This window comes from Bdellovibrio sp. ZAP7 (genome assembly GCF_006874645.1).
In the GTDB taxonomy this organism is placed as follows: domain Bacteria; phylum Bdellovibrionota; class Bdellovibrionia; order Bdellovibrionales; family Bdellovibrionaceae; genus Bdellovibrio.
Window position 1 is genome coordinate 1,423,327 of the sequence record NZ_CP030082.1, and the last position, 16,783, is coordinate 1,440,109.

Consider the following 16,783-nt stretch of genomic DNA (forward strand, 5'->3'; position numbering starts at 1 on the left):
TTGAGACTGCACAAATGATCGTATTCTTCTTGCTCATATCTAAATAAGAGGCTTATTGAGATCTACCTGTTAAAGATGTTTTACTAAAGAATGCTTTACAGGCGGTCCTTTATGGGAAATCTAGGTTAGTCGATGTAGGAGCTGCCATATTTTTGAAATATGGCCTTTAATTTGCCCGAAGTTTTGATTTCGGTGATGGCTTTATCCAAATCTGCTTTTTTTACACGACCTTTTCGACTGACAGAGCAAACTATAGGGTAATCGCGCAGGAAAAACTCTTCTCTGTTCTTAGTGATGTCGGGATTGTCCAGGCGGAAGTAATCGATAAATATTTGATCCGTGACGACGTACTGGATACGGCCGCTATTAAGCTTCTTTAGATTGCCTTCTTCAGATACGTTGTCTTCACGTTTTATTTTGCCGGACTCAAAATAGGGGTCCAGCGATGGGTAAACATATTGAAGAATTGTTCCGATGGTTTTGCCCTCTAACCCACTTAATTTTTTCGGCATAGGTGAGGGACCTAATATAATTTCTCTTTTGATAAAAAGTGTTTTCGAGAAATCATGCTTCCCAACCGCATCATCCCACACGGTGCTTGTATAACAGAGAATATCTAATTTGCCCTTGAGCAAATAGCTATTCAGTCGATAATGCGTCACCATACTGAAACTTGCTTTGCGTCCCATGGCCTCGGCCAAAGCATTGACATAGTCGACGACAAGGCCTTCGTACTTTCCTTTTTTTTCAAATACTAAAGGAGGAGCAAGTCCCTCCGGAATGGCCGCACGAATTTCAGTCTTGTCCTCTGCCAGTCCTGGATGTGAATGCATCAGAATGAAAAAAAACGATAAGAAGATCTGTTTCATTTATGCTATTCATTTTATGCGACCCCTTAGTGAACCGCAACAAATGACAAAGACGAGGCAAGTTTTCAAGCGTATTTGTAATTTTCGGCTCCAATCTCGTCCCATGGCCGCCATTTTTTCTAACTTGGATAGCACTAAGTGCTTGAGATCAGAGAGATGGATGCTTTAAGTAAAAAAAGCCAGGTCTTCAATAGGGATCCTGGCTCTAGGGGACTGCTTTTTAATTTAATACCGTCAATGCGATAATATATTTTCCGTTCACTTCGATCAATTTAAGTACAGAGATGTCGATCAAAGTGTCTTCGTAAAAGTTGGTCAGGGCGACGTCTTCATATGATGGCTTGGTTTCTCCACGAAAAACAACATCACCGTATAGAGCTCCATTCTGATTTTTCAAGTTTGTAGCGAAGCAAGTAACCCCGTCACAACCTAGCTCTGGAGCGACTACGCCCAAGCTTCCAGAGGAAATCCATTTGGTCGCACCTGTTTCAGTATTTTGAATTTGCACCGCAATACTTTGCTTGGATAAGTGGGCGTTGACGATTTTGCTACCTGCGAATGCAGGCAAAGACGAGACGATAGTAATCAAAAGTGTAAGAATGCTTTTCATGTTAACTCCTGTTTTTGTTTAGGAGTGATGTATACAATAGAAAATTTATTTTTTCTGCGGAACCGTTTGGATTTATTGTTCCGTTTTTGAGGAATAATTTGGAGCAGTTGGTTTGTTGTGCCTGGTCGCGGAGGCCGCTTTTAGATTAACCCGCCTTCAGTTAACAGCGCGGCTCCAGAAATTCCAGGCAGCTCTTCAGTCAGATTTTTAACCAAGAACTCAAAGCGTTCGATGGCTTGTTCTTTGCGAGCGGCATCGGTGCTTTCTAAGCCATCAGCCAGTTCTCGCCACTCTGGAGAGCGCAACAAAACTTCTTGCAGGGATTTCGTGAACACATCAGCCCAGGTAGGCTGGCTGAATGTAAAATTCAAAGACAAAGAGTCCTCTTCGGTGGTGGTCTCGTGCCAGTAGCCTCGCGGAACGAATAAGACGCAACCGGGTTTCATGACACAAGTCATGCTGTCTTCCGGTAACTCTTCAATCAAATGGGCGTGACATTGTTTTTCCAGGGCAGCAGGCATTTCCAAAGAACCTGTCGTAAATCGCTCTGTAGGGAAATCAACCGATTCATTCGGAGCTAAACGCCACGTCTTAGTGCCTTGAATTTGAATCACGAAATTGGCATTCGCATCGAAATGCAGTCGAGTGCCACATCCTGCCGGAGTCGCATAGGCGATCGAGCGCGCCTTGCACAGATCATTTTCTTCTCCGCCCGTGACCAAGCCCAAATCCCGGCGGATTTGTTTTAAAGAAGCCGCGATGGTTGCATCCTGACTTTGCATGGAATCAAAAACCAAAGTCATATTATTGCGATAAGCCTTTAACGCGTCGGAGGGCTCTAGGTGAATGGAACTGTATTCGTCATCAAAGTCAGGCAGGCAAGCGCGTACTTTGCGCTGGCGGGCCGCAATCAACAGTTCCAGATCTTGTAATTGTGGCAGATCAAAGATGGTTTGAAGCTTGCCCGGTGTGGGCTGAATGAACAAAGGCTCCAGTGGCCAGTTGGAGCTAAAGAATTCTTGAACACTAATGGGAGCTATAAGATCTGCCAGGCCGATTTTTTTCATGGACTGACTGTAGCAAATTGCTGATGGGGCTTCAATAAAAAGACCATCCGTTATAAAATCTGGTAATGGCTTAAAACAAAGGACATCAACTATGGACGCCCACTACGGCAAAGTGATGCAAGCAAGAGATCAAATCAAAGATAACGGCAGCAGAATGTATTTTGCTTATTCGGGAGTATTGGATCGCGAAGCTTTCGAAATTTGGCTGGAAGAACACAGCTATCAGTTTTTCACCTTACCTGAAGGCCAAGTGGCCGAAGCTAAGGGCGTCGATTTGATTTTTGACTTTCCCTCGCGCTGGTGGGGAGGGCGTGTGGCTGGGTTGGTTAAAAAAGAAGGCTCTTCTGTTTTCGGCAGACTTTTTGAAATTCCCGCGAAAGAGTGGCCGATTGTTCAGCACAAAGAAGGCGTTGTGACGGGAATGTCCGTCGAAACGACTTTGCGCGTTTCAGTTAACGGGCAAGAGTTTGAAGCAACGGCCTTTGTAACGTCACCGAATCGTCGCAGTCTTGAGGGACCTGTTAGTGAACGTTATCTAGAGGCCTTGGTGCGTGGTGCTCAGGCTTCGGGATTGCCAGCTGAGTACGTGGCTTCATTACCGGCTAAAGCTCGATAGCCACTCTACCAATTTGGAATCAGTATAAAAATTTGGTGGAACATTTGCCAAGAATCTGCGTCTTAAGCAGTCTGGAAGTGACGCGGGCAGCAACCGCAGCGGGTGTGCGGTCGTCCGCATTTACTTCAATGCGTTCTCGATCGCATCGATCAACATCGGATCATCAGGTGTTACATTGGGTGCAAAACGAGCGATGATTTTGCCGTCACGACCAATCAAAAACTTTTCGAAATTCCATAGGATGTCGTTTTTGTTTTCGCGGTGAATGCCGTAACCTTTAAGAACTTCTTCAAAGTCTTCGCCAGCTTTTTTATTCGCATTAGGTTCAGTCTCGGTCAGAAATTTATAAAGCGGGTGCTGACCTTCGCCTTTTACCACGATCTTTTCAAACATCGGAAATTTGACTCCGAAGTTCGCACGACAGAATTCTTGAATCTCGGCATTTGTGCCAGGCTCCTGGCCTTCGAATTCGTTAGCGGGAAAACCCAAAACCGCAAAGTCTTGAGAGTGGTATTTTTCAAAGACTTTTTCCATAGCCTCATACTGAGGTGTGAGACCGCATTGAGAGGCTACGTTCACAACTAACAAAACTTTACCTTTATATTCGCCCAGATTCGTGTTGATGCCGTTGATGTTCTTTAACGAAAAATCATAGATAGAATTCATGGTCTAGCTCCTTAGGTCAGCGATGCGTGGATTTTCTATGATTATGCAGGACGATTTATTCCGTACAAGAACATGCTATGTCGCAGGCAGTTACCGAAGCGCGGAGACTGACGCGTACTTGTCTTTGATTTTTTTCCAGGTCCCGTCAGCCACGATTTCATTCACGGCCTGGGTGATGGAGGTAAGGTCTTCAGGCCTTATAATGGAACGGTAGTAAATAACGATATCATAATTTTTTGATTGATCCGCAATGCGAGTGAAATCTGATTTCATATCCAACGTATTTTGAAAGTACTGATTTACGAAATCAGTCTGTATCACCGCCGAGTTCTTTGTTCGTTTCAGAACTTGGAAAGTGTTTTGAATGGAGGGGGCCGTTACAAATCGCTGCTCGCGTTGCAGTTTTTCAGTTTCTTCCGGGGTGAAGTAAATTGTTACGGCTGGAAGTACAAGAAAGCGAATAGAGGGATCATTCATGGCCTCTTCAATACTCTTAATTTTATTCTTAAGAGTAGAAGAGATCAGCATTTCTCTGGGGACTGACTCAATTTTTATGGACTTGGCAACTTGATCAAAGGTCGGATTTTTTACGGTCATAACCACCAAATCCACACGATGGGCTTTTAGCTCTATCAGCAGTCGCGAGCGGTTTAACGGGGTTGAAGAAAATTTACAGCCTGTTCGTTTAACTAGTTCATCAAGGAATTCGACGCTGATCCCGGAGTCGCGTCGATTCGCGCTATCGCGCATATACAGAGGTTCCGATTCATTTAACGCCACTTTATAGGATCCGATACAAGAGGTTGGAGAACCTTGAGCAAAACAACAGGTTAAAAATGATAGAACAAAGGCAAATCTCATGACATCAGTTTACCATCCGTCCCATCTCGTCCTAACTGTCTTTCAACAGCTCTTTCGTTTCTGATTCGAGTACTTTGGTCTTGGCAGGAATTTGGTCAGCAATAAATTCTGCCACCGCCGCAATCGTTAAGGAAGGATTCGTGCCCGTTGATGTGGGCAGAATACTTCCGTCGACGACGTAAAGTCCTTCATAACCAAAAACTTCGCCACGAGTATTTACAAAGCCGGTATCCTCGTTATCACCCATAGGGCAGCCACCTAAGGGATGGACGGCAATGACTTTATCTAAATGAGTTAGGGGATTGTCCAGGAAAGTTCCTCCCAGATTTTGCGCAATCTTTTTCATTTCCTCGCGCAGGCGATCGAAATGAAGAGAACTGGTTTTTATGTCCCAGTTGATAACCGTTTGGCCGTCGTCTTGAAGTGAAACCACGCCATCCGAACGATCACGACCCATGCCCAAAAGAACCATCGCCTTTCGCGTGAATGCTCCGCGATCCAGGGCGGAGGCAAAATCATCGCCGACGTTGATTTCAGTTAGGGTTTTTAGGCGCAAAATTTTGCGGAAGTATTTTTTCAGGGTGCTTCCCACAAGGCAAAGTGCGCCGATCATGCCGGTAATCTGTGGCACCTTACCCGAAATATACCAGGCGATAGCATTAGGGAAGCCTGCATCCTCCAGATACATGCCATGAGGGAAGCTATCTGGATAGTTCTTTAAAGAATATTTGATGGCGCCCGTAATTACCGGCCCGTTCGTGGGATCTAAATTTTCTTTGGTGTTTAAGACCATCCCCAACAGATCACCATTGCCACACCACTTTTGCCCCAACCAGCGATTTAGTTTTGGAAGAATCCCATTCTTTTTCATTTTTAGTAAAAGGGACGTGGACCCCACAGAGCCAGCAGAGAGCACCACCTTTTTTGCCGTCAAAACAATTTCTTGGGACGGAAACTGCGGCACGTGAAAGGTGATTTTGTAGTGGTCCTCGAGGAATTCGACTTTACTGACCTCCGCTTCAGTTCTGACATCTAAGCGACCGTCATTCGCTTTCAGATTTCGTGCGCGGAAAATATAATTTAAATCCAAGGTGTTTTTTGCGTGGATATTACAACCCAGGTCACATTCTCCGCACTTATTGCATTTCGATTGAATAGCCCCATGAGAGTTTAAAGTCTGATGACCGGGGAATTCGCCTTCAAAGCGCACAGCCAAAGGCGGCAATTGAAATTCTGCCGGAGTGAGCGCTGCGGGATGCTGCTGCATTTGCAGGGAAGCCTTTTTTAAAGCGGCTGTTTTTGGAGTGTCTTGATAGTAAGGATCCGTGTTAAAGGGATAGGGGCGAGCTTCCATCATGGAAATCACTTTGTCGTAGTAGGGCTCTAGCTTCTGTCTGGTAAAACCACCAGGCCAACCTGCAAAGAATTCTTCAGGCATGCGATACAAAACATTGGCGTAAATCAAGCTTCCGCCGCCCAAACCACTTGCTGTCAAAGTCATGACGTCGCTGTCGGGAGTGTCGCGGAATTCCATCAAACCGTACTTGCCGTCTTCGGGATCCCAAAACATATTTTCCTGAATCTCATTCGGACGGCGCGGGAACTCGTGCATTTTCCATTGGCGGCCCCGCTCCAACAAACAAACGCTGTAGCCTTTTTCCACCAAACGACAAGACATCACCGAGCCGCCAAAACCAGAACCAATCACCACATAGTCAAAATCAAGCTTCATACAGACAAATCCTTACGCGACACAAATTTGATATTTTGGCAGCACGTCATGCAAAACTGTAAAGCGATAGAACAGCAAAGCATCATGCATCAGCTTCCAGTTTGATTTTAAAAAGTCTTCTTTGTAGGGAACATTGGTAAATTCAAAATCGTCATTAAGCTCAAAGTCTTCAAAAGCTTCGGCAAGCCAGCTTTCGGGACCTTCTGGAGCATACTTCCACGTGTCTGTTCCGAATTGAAAGCTTCCACATTGAATATGCTCGCGCCATTTGCTCAGACGTTCTTCACCTTCTTCGCTGTCGATGCTTTCAAGCAGTTCCTGCACTTTGCGAAGATCCTGATCAAAAATTTTTACGAGGGGAAGATTGTTGGCCTTGCGCACTTCCTGATAAAATTCCAGGACGTGTTTTACCGCGAGCATATAGTCTGCAGGATTATTGCGTTGAACTGTACGCCCTTGCCAATCTTGATAACTCCAGCGCAAATAGGGGAGATCAGGGTAGGAAAGCACGGTGCCGTGACCAATGGGATTGTATTCGCCCACAAAAAATGAACGAACCCAGTCATAGAATCTGCGAAAAGGATTCCTGCGATAATACTTTTTTCGATAGTTCATCATCCCGGTATCCAATGCGCCTTCACCATCATAGATCTCGCCCACTTTGTTGATCTTATGGGTGATGCCTGCAAATCCCTGGTGAGCCCAAGTATCAACAAAGGCATGAGTGGTGACTCCTAGCAGGTGATAACCGAAAGTTTTATGAAAGTTTTGAACACAGCTTTTCACGACATCCTGAGCGATCACACTGTTGGGGCGGCAGACTAATTTTTGCGCCAGGGGATCAAGACTGGAATCACGAACTTCATTGCCCGGTATAAAGTGAAAGGGAATCCACACGTGGTGGTTTGCCAATTCTTTAAAATTTCGATAATCTAGCATCTTGTGGGCGCTGGCGCGAAATTCATAGGCGGAGCAATTTTGAAATAAGATCGTACCCGAATTGACGGCATCATCGACATATTGCGAACTGCTAGCAATGGTGTTGGCTTCAAAAGGTGTGAATCCGCTCATTCGAGCCAAGACGTAAGTAACTCCCAGATGAAAATCGATTTGCATGTTAGCCCTTTTGCTTATTCAGGAAAGCCAGAATTTTTGGAAAGACTTCGATGTGAGCATACTGCCCCATGAATGTGTCTTGATGCCCATAACCTGGTACTTCAAAATATTCGACGGCGGCGCTGTTCTTGCCCTTCTTTAAAGCGTCGTAGGTCATTTTGTTAGAGCCGGGAAAAATATTGTTCTCGGCCCCACTGATAAATAGAGTCGGCGGCATGTCTCTTTTTTGACATTCTTCCAGATAGTTTTTCGACTTATCGAACGAGACGGATGCTTTCGCGAAGAGCATTTTTCGGATGTGACGGTAATAGTGAAAGCTTGTACCACCAAATAAGTCCACCAAGCGACGATGTGTTGTCGGGTGAATATTGCGATGAACGTAGGCTGCGGGATATCCCCAGCCCCACATGAAGCTTACCAGATGACATGCGGGCTCTTTGCATTCATGACGAATACCGCGCTCCATCCAGTAAAGCCATTTTCCAAATCCTGGTCCTGGGAAATAAGCCATGCGCGGGCTGACGTAAGCATATCCAAAAACATATTCCAAAAGCTCCGGCCCAAAGAGCATTTTTATAAATGCCTGCCAACGAACTTTGGGTGTTAGGGACACGCTGTTTGAAACGATGCTGGAAATACCTTTGACGTGTCCACCGGCCAAGGAAGCCATAAATGAAATCGAACCGACACAATGACAGACCACGTGAATCTTGGTGTCTTCGCCACATTGCCTGCGGATAAATTCCACAGCGGTAGGGATGTCATTTTTGGCGATATCGTCCAGATTATAGCGGTGCGGGCCCAGATTGTAAGTGAAGCGACCGCTGCCTCGCCAATCCAGTGACCAAACATCGGTAAAGCCGTTGCTGTGGAGGTAATTTACGAAGTTTTGATGCTCCGGCATGATGAACATATCTGTAGAGGTGGTAAGCCCATGCAGGAGAAGAACTATGTTTTTGGATTCTTTGACTTTAAAGCGTTGAACCGAAATCGTCAGACCATCTGGGGTATCTAGGGGATAAAGATTTTTTTCACCCATAGCTACGCCTTGAGTGGTGTTCATCGGATAGATGTGTTCATTCCATCGAGCGGCAGTCGTAGTGAAAATAAATGGCGCATAAGATTGCCAAAGATTTTTTGCAAAAACATTCAGAAACTTTGCGACAGCCTCTTGTTCTTCGAGTGCGGAGGGGGCGTTACTTTTAAAGGTCGTCAGTTGTTTGATAAAGTCGCTGACGGAAATTCTTAAAATTCCCACGCCGGTGACATTTTTGGTTTCACCGGGATTATAATCAGAGTGTCCTTCCCAGATATAGTAATACAATGTCGTCGTCTGTGACCACATTTCGAAGGAATCCTCTTTGATAACTTCCTTAAAGCCAAAGAATGTCCAGGATTTTCCGTGCGGGTCTTTCAGGAAAAGCGTGTAGTGCATCTCTTTCGCCGTGTCCCTGTCAGAACTTGCTTCCGGGCGTACAAAAAGATTGAACAGTCCTTTTTCGATATTGAAATCAGTGATTGTGCCGATGGCTCGAGCTTGCAGCTGGGGATCGGCGATAAAAGTGTCCAGGTCTGAAACTTTGATCGTGAGAGTAAATTCAAACGGCACTCGAGGTGTGGACTCTTCCAGGTTTTCAAAGTCAGATTTTTTAAGAGGGTTGCTGGTGGAGAGAGCGAATGGTTTTGCCATGAAATGGCCAGCCATTCTCTCGGTGAATTCGAGAGTGGTTTTAGAAAGAGTCATCACAATCCTTTGTTTAGATTAGAATAGGAGGATTGTAATTTGCAGTAAATCAACAAAAGGGAATGAGGACCAATGGGCGGTGGGCGAAAATTGCAGTTAAAAGTACGCATGTAGAGCTGGAAAAAAGTCGGTGCTGTTTACCTACGGGTTTGTAAGAAACTATACGGTCAGAGGAATTTTTACGACGACCTTGGTGCCACGAGGATGATGAGGCACGGCTTCTTCCTGGGACGTGATCACAATGCTTCCACCCATCATCGTCAGATACTCCTTTACCAAGGGCATGCCATAGCCAGTTCCTTTTTCCCCTTGAGTTCCTTCTCGCGTGGTGGCGGCATCTAAATGGAAAATCTTATTCAGCAGATTTTCGGGCATACCGATTCCATAATCCTGGATTTCGATGACGGCCATGGACTCTGTGGCATAAGCCCGTAAATCAATGCGATCGCCTGGCAACGAGAACTTTACGGCGTTACTAAGTAGGTTCGCTAATACGACATTATTAAGAATTGTTTTTTCACTGTTCACGATCATTTTATCGCGGCTTAAATCCAAAGCGATTTTAATTCCTTTTTGAGTCGCAAGAGTTTCTGATTTCTCCATGACTTCATTAAGTACAATCGCAATAGAAATCGGATTTAACGGCATGGATGCTTTGCCATCTTTAACCGATTTCAGGTGACGAACCTGATGTAAGAGATTGTTGATATCGCTGACCGCTCTCTCCATTTTATCAAGCTGTTGCCCCATAGGAGCTTCTTGCTCTTGATCTTCGCGGGCTTTGATAAGGTTGTAGGTCATCGATGACAAAGTGTTGGCGACATCATGTAAAAGTACGCGTAAAAGGTTCTCAACGTCCCAATGTTTTTCCTGCAGTCTTTTGGTATATTTTTGCTCGCCTTTTAAATAAAGGTGAGTCGTGATACCTGCGAAAATTAAAAAGGTGCAGACGTTAAAGCTTTTTTCAAAATCATAATCGCCATAGGTAGCGATGATATTCACGCTGCCACCTTGTAGTTTTAAAATCCAGAACCACACCATGGTAGCAAATACAATTGTGTAACCGATGAAGGCACCGGAAGTGTTTAACAGCACGCCAAAACCGAAAGGAACGATTGCCAACCAAAAGATCCCAGGTGCTGCAACTCCGCCGGAGAGATAAAGAAGATATACTAAGACCGCTGTTGCCAGAAGAGCGCAAGACAAGGCGGCGATTTTATAGTTCTTTAAGCGATAGAGAATGATCGGAGGCACAAGAGCAGTCCCTATCCAAAATGAAAATAAGCCGGGATTGTAATCAGAGACTCGGTACTCGAAATTAAATTTGAAAAGGTACACAGCAGACATAGCCAGGCTGACGAAATAAATCATCTTTAAATAAAACAGTCGCTTTTGCTGGGCTTCCTCAGCTGTCTCTTTAAGCTCAAACATACCGGATGGTTTCTACCTCTTGTCTTGTTTACTTGTCGGCCCAAGTACAAATGAACGGTAGGACACTACGCAAATGTAATAAACAGGCTAGACTTTACTACGGAAGGGCGGAGGGGGAGGGTTTCCCTGTAACAATAGGCGTAAACATTATGAGAACACCTCTCGCCGCATAAGTTTCCCGAAATATTTTTAGCTTATAAAGCAATCTATGCGTTCCGGAGCAGATTTCTTCGAATCTTGTTAAATAGTAAGTAAACAGAAAGCTATTCTTCTTGCCCGCCAAAACCATCCGTACTAAGCGTAGCCCAAATAACAGGAGACTTTATGAAACTATTTATCGCTTTGGCTTTGGCCCTTCCGATGTTCGCATTCGCATCTGGTGAAAAATATCAAAATCGTTCTGAAAACCCATTTGTGCCTGAAAAAGGTATCGTAACTGCAAAGCAAATTTGCGTTGACGAAAAAAATGAAGTTTTCCGCGTTTTCGTTCCTGCTCACAAACAAGAATTCTGCAAATCATACAAGTGGGACCATTCAGACTCTCATTACCCGAAAAAAGTTTGTGTAGGTCGCACAGTTAAAGACATTCCGGCTCAAACTGTTTCTGTGTCACCATTCTATCAACAGCTTGTTTGCGTAAAATACGATCGCAAAGATTCAACACGTCCAACGTGTGTAAAATCTGAAGTACGTACTTTGCAATACCCAACAAGCTACATTCAATACACTTACGAAGCAGCTGACTGGCGCCAAGAGCGTCCAATCCGCACTCAAGAAAAACAGATCGAAAGCTGTAAGTAATTTGAAAAGGGGCCTTGAGCCCCTTTTTTTTGACCTAACAAATTACCCGCTGACGACGATTCCCATCTTAATGAGTTTTTCTTTTTTAAGAGAGAGCTTTTTCATAGTAAAGCCACCGACAACACAGAAAACTCCCATTGCGGGGAACCAGGCGATCCAGCCGTATTTATCTAAAAGCCAGCCGATCAAAGGCATGGCCAGGGCTGAACCATAATACTGAAATGAGTCGATCACGCCGGAAGCGAAGCCGGCCATTTTTTTTCCCCCAATATCCATGGGCGCAGCTGCACCGACAATTGAATGAGTGGCGTTAATTGGAAATGAGCTTGCAACAAGTAAACCTACCCCGATGATCGCGTCGATTGACTTAAGGTTCATTAACAGCCCTCCGCAGAAAAAAGTGACGGCAGCCATAAAGTAAAGTGCCATCGCCACGGGAGCTCGTTGTCCCAGGAGGTACTTATCTGAAAACCATCCAGAAAGCAGGGAGCCTAAAACCCCCACGAATGGAATCAGTGTCAGCGCCCACATAACTAAACCTGAACCGTTTCCCTGAAGATGCAGCTTTTCCACAAAGAAAAGGGCTGCCAGCTGATCGGAACTGTGTCGGGCAGCCCCCGTACAAGCATAGGCCAGAGCATAGTACCATACCAACGGATGCTTAAAGATTGTTTCAAAAGATTCCCTTAATGGGACACGAACACCGTCTTCATCATCAATTTCATCGACGATGGTGTCCTCGGGAAAGCCCGCGTCCTCAGGGCTTTCCTTAACAATGAAGGCAATTAAGATCAGGGCGGTGGCAGCGATGAGTGGAGGAATTCGAAACAGCCATTGCCATTGGTTTTCAGCAATAACAAAGGTGCCAATTGCGAAACCCGTTAGAATGAGCGGTGCAAGTTGCGCCGTGACCATTTGCCCCAGCTGCACCATAAAACCGAAGATTCCTGAAAAGGTGCCTCTTTCCTGACGACGAAACCAAGCGGCATTGATCTTGACCATACCTGGGGCTCCCCAGGACTGCAGGTAGCCGTTTAAAAGCAGGATGATACTGAAAGTAGAAAATGTTGAAATCAAAGGACTAAAACCACAGACTAGGTTGATAGCGATGGTTCCAAAACCTCCGATCAACATCGCGTTCTTTCCTCCGATCCTGTCAGAAAAAAGTCCGTTGATGAGTTGTCCGGTTCCATAGGCAAAACTAAAGGCAGCCCAAAGAGTCGATATGTCAGTTTTAGAAAAATGAAATTCTTGAACTAGATACGGAGTCGCTGAGCGAAAATTATAGCGACACATATAATAAGACGCGTAAGTGATTCCCAGAGTAACCCAATTGAAAATGCGTTTTTTTCTAAAACCTTTGGGATAACGGTGGCACGGTCCGGAGTTGCTTTCATTTCTCACGGTGCAACCTTTTTGAACCGAAGTCCTCGCAAAATGCCGCTTTGATCGGTGAAAATATATTGATCCTTATAGGACACTACATTGGTGTATGTGCCTGCCCATGTTTTCTCGGGTTTCCACACGGTGATCAATTTCTGGTTCGCTCTTGAATAAATATAAAGGCCTTCTGCGCCGGGGAAAATAATCTGATCTTGATCGTTGATCACGACAGAGGCGTATGTTTCTCCACGAGTGGGAACGGGCAAAATCCAATCAAGAGTTCGATTTTTCAAATCGAATTGATAAATTTTTCCGTAAAGATCAGAAACAATCAGATGATTATCTAAAATCACCGGTGCACTGATCAGAGCGCCCGAAGTGTTATAGGAAAAGTATTCCTTGCCGGTTTCTTTGTCATAGCAACTTAATTGACCATACTGGGGAGTTTTATAAATATCGCCCACTGAAAAACAGACGACATTTTCCCAAAATACCGGTATGCCCCAAACTGAGGTGGGCAGATTTTTTTCCCAAAGAGGCTTGCCTGTTCTTAAATCTAAAGCGTAGGCCTTTGTGGGAGTTTCCTCGTAGCCTTCCTCTAAACCAGTGCCGATAAAAACTTTGTTTTTATCGATAGCGGGGTAGGAGTCGACGTGACCGATGGACGCTTGCCAAATCTTTTTTAAACCTGATGATGTGATGGCGTAAAGTCCGTCTTTGCCAGCTGGGAACAATAAGATATCCTGACCATCGACTGAGGCGCTGACAGCGGATCTTTCAACGTGGCCCGTGGTTGAAAAGGCCCCAGCAAACTTACCGGTTTTTAAATCAAACGAGTACAATCTTGCCCCATGGGTCAGATGGATTCCTTCGCCGACAAAAAGTCGGTTATTCAGGATGAGTGGCGCCGCCATCACGGGTTTTCCGATTTCAAAATGACGGATGACTTTTCTTTGCTCTAAGTCCACCTCCATGACTTTTCCGCGATCCAGGCCGGCAAATAGAGATCCACCGCGAATAACGGGAGTGCCAAAAACCGCACTATGCAAAGGAATCTCCCAAGCAACTTCCAGAGTTCGAGGGGAATCCGCCATTTCGGAGGGAGTGATTACGGGAGGAAGGTCGGAGTAATTTTTTTCCGAGGCCGGGGCGGAGGAATTCTGGATATCGACCCACCAGAGGGGATAGGGCCCGTTGCTGATGTAATTGAAGGTTTTAATGCCTGCATAAACCACGAGATTCGACAATAAAGCTAGGACAATCACTTTGGGTTTCATCAGAACTTCGAAAAGTCTTTTCGGGCCTTCTGCTTTCAGTTCCACTCCGAAAAATGCCGCCACCCACGTGGCAAGACTGGTCAGAATCATTCCAAGAATGGTGAAAGGCAAAACTACTGTCGGAATAATTGCCAGTTTAGTCGGCTCGTCTAATTGTGCCGTGATTTCCATCAACCCAAACATATTCACCTTCTTTAAAGATATGACTGGCTCCGCGTACTTCGCCTACGGCCGGGAGTCCCATTTCACGAGCGACAATAGCACAATGTGAAAGAACTCCACCTCGTGATACAACAACACCTTTTGCCTTTTCGAAAAGCGGCGTCCATCCAGGATCTGTCGCTTCTGCGACCAGAATATAGTTTTCTGGCCAAGACTCTAAATTTTCACTTTCAGGATCATTAACGATGTGGACTTGACCGTATGCAATCCCAGCCGAGAGAGAAACGCCTTTTACTAAAGATGCTAAATTCTGAGAGCTGGAGTCTTCTTTTAAAACGTTCTTAAGATCTTTCAAAGAAAACACCATTGGCAAATCGATGTTTTTTAAGAATTGAGTTTTATTCTGACGGTCATGAATCAGCGTCATCAGCGGGGTCAAATCTTGCGCGGGCTGCAAAGACAAAATTTCGTCCAGGGTTAACCAGAAAATATCATTGCCAAGGTCAAAGTTTGAAGAAATCGCAAGACATAACCAGCGAATTTGAGCGTAAGGCTTCATCACGGTCATCTTGATTTCTTCTCGAATCTGTAAAAGATTTTGCAGCTCTTTAAGTTCTTGGACAAAGATGGGACGTCTTAGATTCGAAATATTTTTTTCGAGTTCTTGGATAGTAATATTTTCGGATGTCGTCCGTGAAGCGCTGGGCTTAGTGGGTGTAGGTATTTTTGTTTCAATCCAGCGGGGGTGAGAAAGTTCAAGCTCGCCCACGCCGCGATGGCCATATTGACTTATAAAACTTTGCCACTTTGTTTGTGATCCTTGAATCGATTGATGGTCTTGGTTCATCAGGCTCGCGATGGTGTGGAGTTGAGGGCCGGTTAAAGTTTGCAGCGCATGTTCTGAGTTTTTCTTATCAATATCTTTGTTAAGAAGTGCTAAAATTCCTTGAGTGGTTGATTCTATCAACAATGTCACTATGAATGTACTTTGCATCACTTCGGTGGTGAATTGGTGGCAAAGATCTTTAAGCATTTGTTGCTGGGAATCCAGCTTATGATTTTGACATTCCGATAGCAGTTCAAAAGCGTTTTTGTTCGATGCCGGAAGGGATTTTGCGAGTTGAACGGCTTTCAGTCCCATTTCTTTTCGTTCGGTTTGAATTTTCCACGCGACTTGCGCCATTTTAAGAACACCCACAGGAGCTCGCGCTAAAGTTTTAAGATTGACCTTGTCCCAGGCAAATTCCAAATGAGGACGAGGATATGGATGAATTCGATACGGTGAATTTCCGAAATAAACCGGTTCCAGGGACTTCAGATTCAGATACGCTCGACCAAAAACACGATCTAACAAGCTGAACGACGGTGTTCGGTGGCCCAGTCCTTCATAACCGATGGATTTTAAAGCTAAGTCAAAGGCATGGTTTTCTTGAAAGGTTTGTTGCCAAAGATCGAATGTCAGTTCCGACGGAACGCCGGTCCACTCCGCAAATGTGTGGCCATCCCACGCCGTATCTTCTGAATGAAGGTCTGTCAGTCTTTTCAGTTCTTCGTCTAAAGTTTTTCGGAAAGTTGCTGGCGCAGCCTGGGCAGTGATAGGGCGGGACTGCAGTATCCAGAATCTTCCGTCCGCATCGATAGCCCATTCCATGTCGGCTTTATATCCGAGTTCCTTTTCGACCTTTAATCCCCACTGTACAATAGTGTCCAAGTACTCGGAGCGCCACCCGGTGGGTGTTCCGGTCTTATCATCCTTGCTAAATCGGTAAGGCGTCACCTGCCCGGAAACAAGTTGTTCCCCTTGCCCCTCTACAACTTCCACCAACCAGGTGCCTGAAGAATCCCGAGGATCGGTGGAGAAAAAGACCCCCGAATATTTTGATTCGATCATCCGCTGGACAAGAACATGCATCGGAATTTCTGGCTGATCGAAGTGGGATGCGTATGTTTTACTGGAAGTTCGGTGCACGGCTTGAAAGCATGTTTTTACTGCGCCCTGGAGCTCGTCAGGGCTTTTGATGTGTAACAGTGTGACAAACTGTCCTGCATAACTGAAGTCCCCGCTGTCTTCACCTGAGGCAGAACTTCTGGCCGCGACAGGGAAACGTCCCAGAGCATTCCACCAAGACAAAAGGGGAGCATAATCATCAGGGCTTTGGGGTTCTTGAAAGACAACAAACCCCGGAGGCACTGGAAATCCTTTTTGGAGGAGCTGTGCTAGGGTTGCCGCTTTGCCTCCCATGCGTCTCAGTTCGGTCGTTGTGGCATTGCCAATATCTTGAAAGGCAGAGATATCTGTCGACATAGGGACCCTCGTGACTCTGAGTTACCACTTTTGCTTGTGGCGAGCAATTTGAACACCGATGTACGACGTCAGATCTATCCGGGGTGGATGTTGTTGAAGCACAGGCAGAAGCGGGATAGTTTTTTTGCAGTCCTTGTTCGGAA

At 45.3% G+C, this 16,783-nt stretch carries 14 protein-coding genes; 2 read left to right on the forward strand and 12 right to left on the reverse strand.

The genetic code is table 11. From position 1 onward, the window contains the following. Nucleotides 1-125: 125 nt before the first annotated feature. The 3 genes from DOM22_RS07010 to DOM22_RS07020 form a co-directional block, all read right to left on the reverse strand. On the reverse strand, nucleotides 126-869 hold the full coding sequence (locus DOM22_RS07010; protein WP_142699682.1) for an ABC transporter substrate-binding protein: 744 nt from the start codon (nucleotides 867-869) through the stop codon (nucleotides 126-128). A gap of 220 nt (nucleotides 870-1,089) precedes the next feature. After that, nucleotides 1,090-1,479 carry a hypothetical protein gene (locus tag DOM22_RS07015; protein ID WP_142699683.1) on the reverse strand — a complete coding sequence of 130 codons (390 nt, stop codon included), beginning with the start codon at nucleotides 1,477-1,479 and terminating at the stop codon, nucleotides 1,090-1,092. Nucleotides 1,480-1,619: 140 nt separating this feature from the next. Then, nucleotides 1,620-2,546 (reverse strand): JmjC domain-containing protein, encoded by a 927-nt coding sequence (locus DOM22_RS07020; protein WP_142699684.1) that lies wholly within the window; start codon nucleotides 2,544-2,546, stop codon nucleotides 1,620-1,622. Between the two features lie 91 nt (nucleotides 2,547-2,637). Here DOM22_RS07020 and DOM22_RS07025 point away from each other — a divergent pair, with 91 nt between their 5' ends. After that, entirely contained in the window at nucleotides 2,638-3,162 is a 525-nt protein-coding gene (locus DOM22_RS07025; RefSeq protein WP_142699685.1) for a gamma-glutamylcyclotransferase, read from the forward strand. 120 nt (nucleotides 3,163-3,282) lie between these two features. Here DOM22_RS07025 and DOM22_RS07030 read toward each other — a convergent pair whose 3' ends face one another. From DOM22_RS07030 to DOM22_RS07055, 6 genes are all read right to left on the reverse strand, one after another. Further along, complete coding sequence (locus DOM22_RS07030; RefSeq protein WP_142699686.1) at nucleotides 3,283-3,828, reverse strand: glutathione peroxidase; 546 nt, start codon at nucleotides 3,826-3,828, stop codon at nucleotides 3,283-3,285. 90 nt (nucleotides 3,829-3,918) lie between these two features. Beyond that, nucleotides 3,919-4,689 carry a transporter substrate-binding domain-containing protein gene (locus DOM22_RS07035; protein ID WP_142699687.1) on the reverse strand — a complete coding sequence of 257 codons (771 nt, stop codon included), beginning with the start codon at nucleotides 4,687-4,689 and terminating at the stop codon, nucleotides 3,919-3,921. A 31-nt stretch (nucleotides 4,690-4,720) separates the two neighbouring features. Further along, nucleotides 4,721-6,421 carry a GMC oxidoreductase gene (locus DOM22_RS07040; protein WP_142699688.1) on the reverse strand — a complete coding sequence of 567 codons (1,701 nt, stop codon included), beginning with the start codon at nucleotides 6,419-6,421 and terminating at the stop codon, nucleotides 4,721-4,723. Between the two features lie 12 nt (nucleotides 6,422-6,433). Further along, nucleotides 6,434-7,537: a DUF6765 family protein gene (locus tag DOM22_RS07045; RefSeq protein ID WP_142699689.1), complete on the reverse strand. Its 1,104-nt coding sequence runs from the start codon at nucleotides 7,535-7,537 to the stop codon at nucleotides 6,434-6,436. Nucleotide 7,538: 1 nt separating this feature from the next. Then, on the reverse strand, nucleotides 7,539-9,227 hold the full coding sequence (locus DOM22_RS07050; RefSeq protein ID WP_246845879.1) for an alpha/beta fold hydrolase: 1,689 nt from the start codon (nucleotides 9,225-9,227) through the stop codon (nucleotides 7,539-7,541). A gap of 213 nt (nucleotides 9,228-9,440) precedes the next feature. Continuing rightward, nucleotides 9,441-10,712 (reverse strand): sensor histidine kinase KdpD, encoded by a 1,272-nt coding sequence (locus DOM22_RS07055; RefSeq protein WP_246845880.1) that lies wholly within the window; start codon nucleotides 10,710-10,712, stop codon nucleotides 9,441-9,443. A gap of 324 nt (nucleotides 10,713-11,036) precedes the next feature. Here DOM22_RS07055 and DOM22_RS07060 point away from each other — a divergent pair, with 324 nt between their 5' ends. After that, on the forward strand, nucleotides 11,037-11,513 hold the full coding sequence (locus tag DOM22_RS07060) for a hypothetical protein (RefSeq protein WP_142699690.1): 477 nt from the start codon (nucleotides 11,037-11,039) through the stop codon (nucleotides 11,511-11,513). A gap of 42 nt (nucleotides 11,514-11,555) precedes the next feature. Here the strand turns inward: DOM22_RS07060 and DOM22_RS07065 are convergent, their stop codons facing one another. From DOM22_RS07065 to DOM22_RS07075, 3 genes are read right to left on the reverse strand one after another with little or no spacing between them, the layout of a single operon-like run. Beyond that, on the reverse strand, nucleotides 11,556-12,917 hold the full coding sequence (locus DOM22_RS07065; protein WP_168196596.1) for an MFS transporter: 1,362 nt from the start codon (nucleotides 12,915-12,917) through the stop codon (nucleotides 11,556-11,558). Then, the gene (locus DOM22_RS07070; RefSeq protein WP_142699692.1) at nucleotides 12,914-14,356 is read right to left on the reverse strand and encodes a PQQ-like beta-propeller repeat protein; all 1,443 of its coding nucleotides are present in this window, start codon (nucleotides 14,354-14,356) and stop codon (nucleotides 12,914-12,916) included. Before DOM22_RS07070 ends, DOM22_RS07065 begins: the two co-directional genes overlap by 4 nt. Beyond that, on the reverse strand, nucleotides 14,310-16,640 hold the full coding sequence (locus DOM22_RS07075) for a PEP/pyruvate-binding domain-containing protein (protein WP_142699693.1): 2,331 nt from the start codon (nucleotides 16,638-16,640) through the stop codon (nucleotides 14,310-14,312). The genes DOM22_RS07070 and DOM22_RS07075 overlap by 47 nt, the downstream gene beginning before the upstream one ends. Nucleotides 16,641-16,783 lie beyond the last annotated feature (143 nt).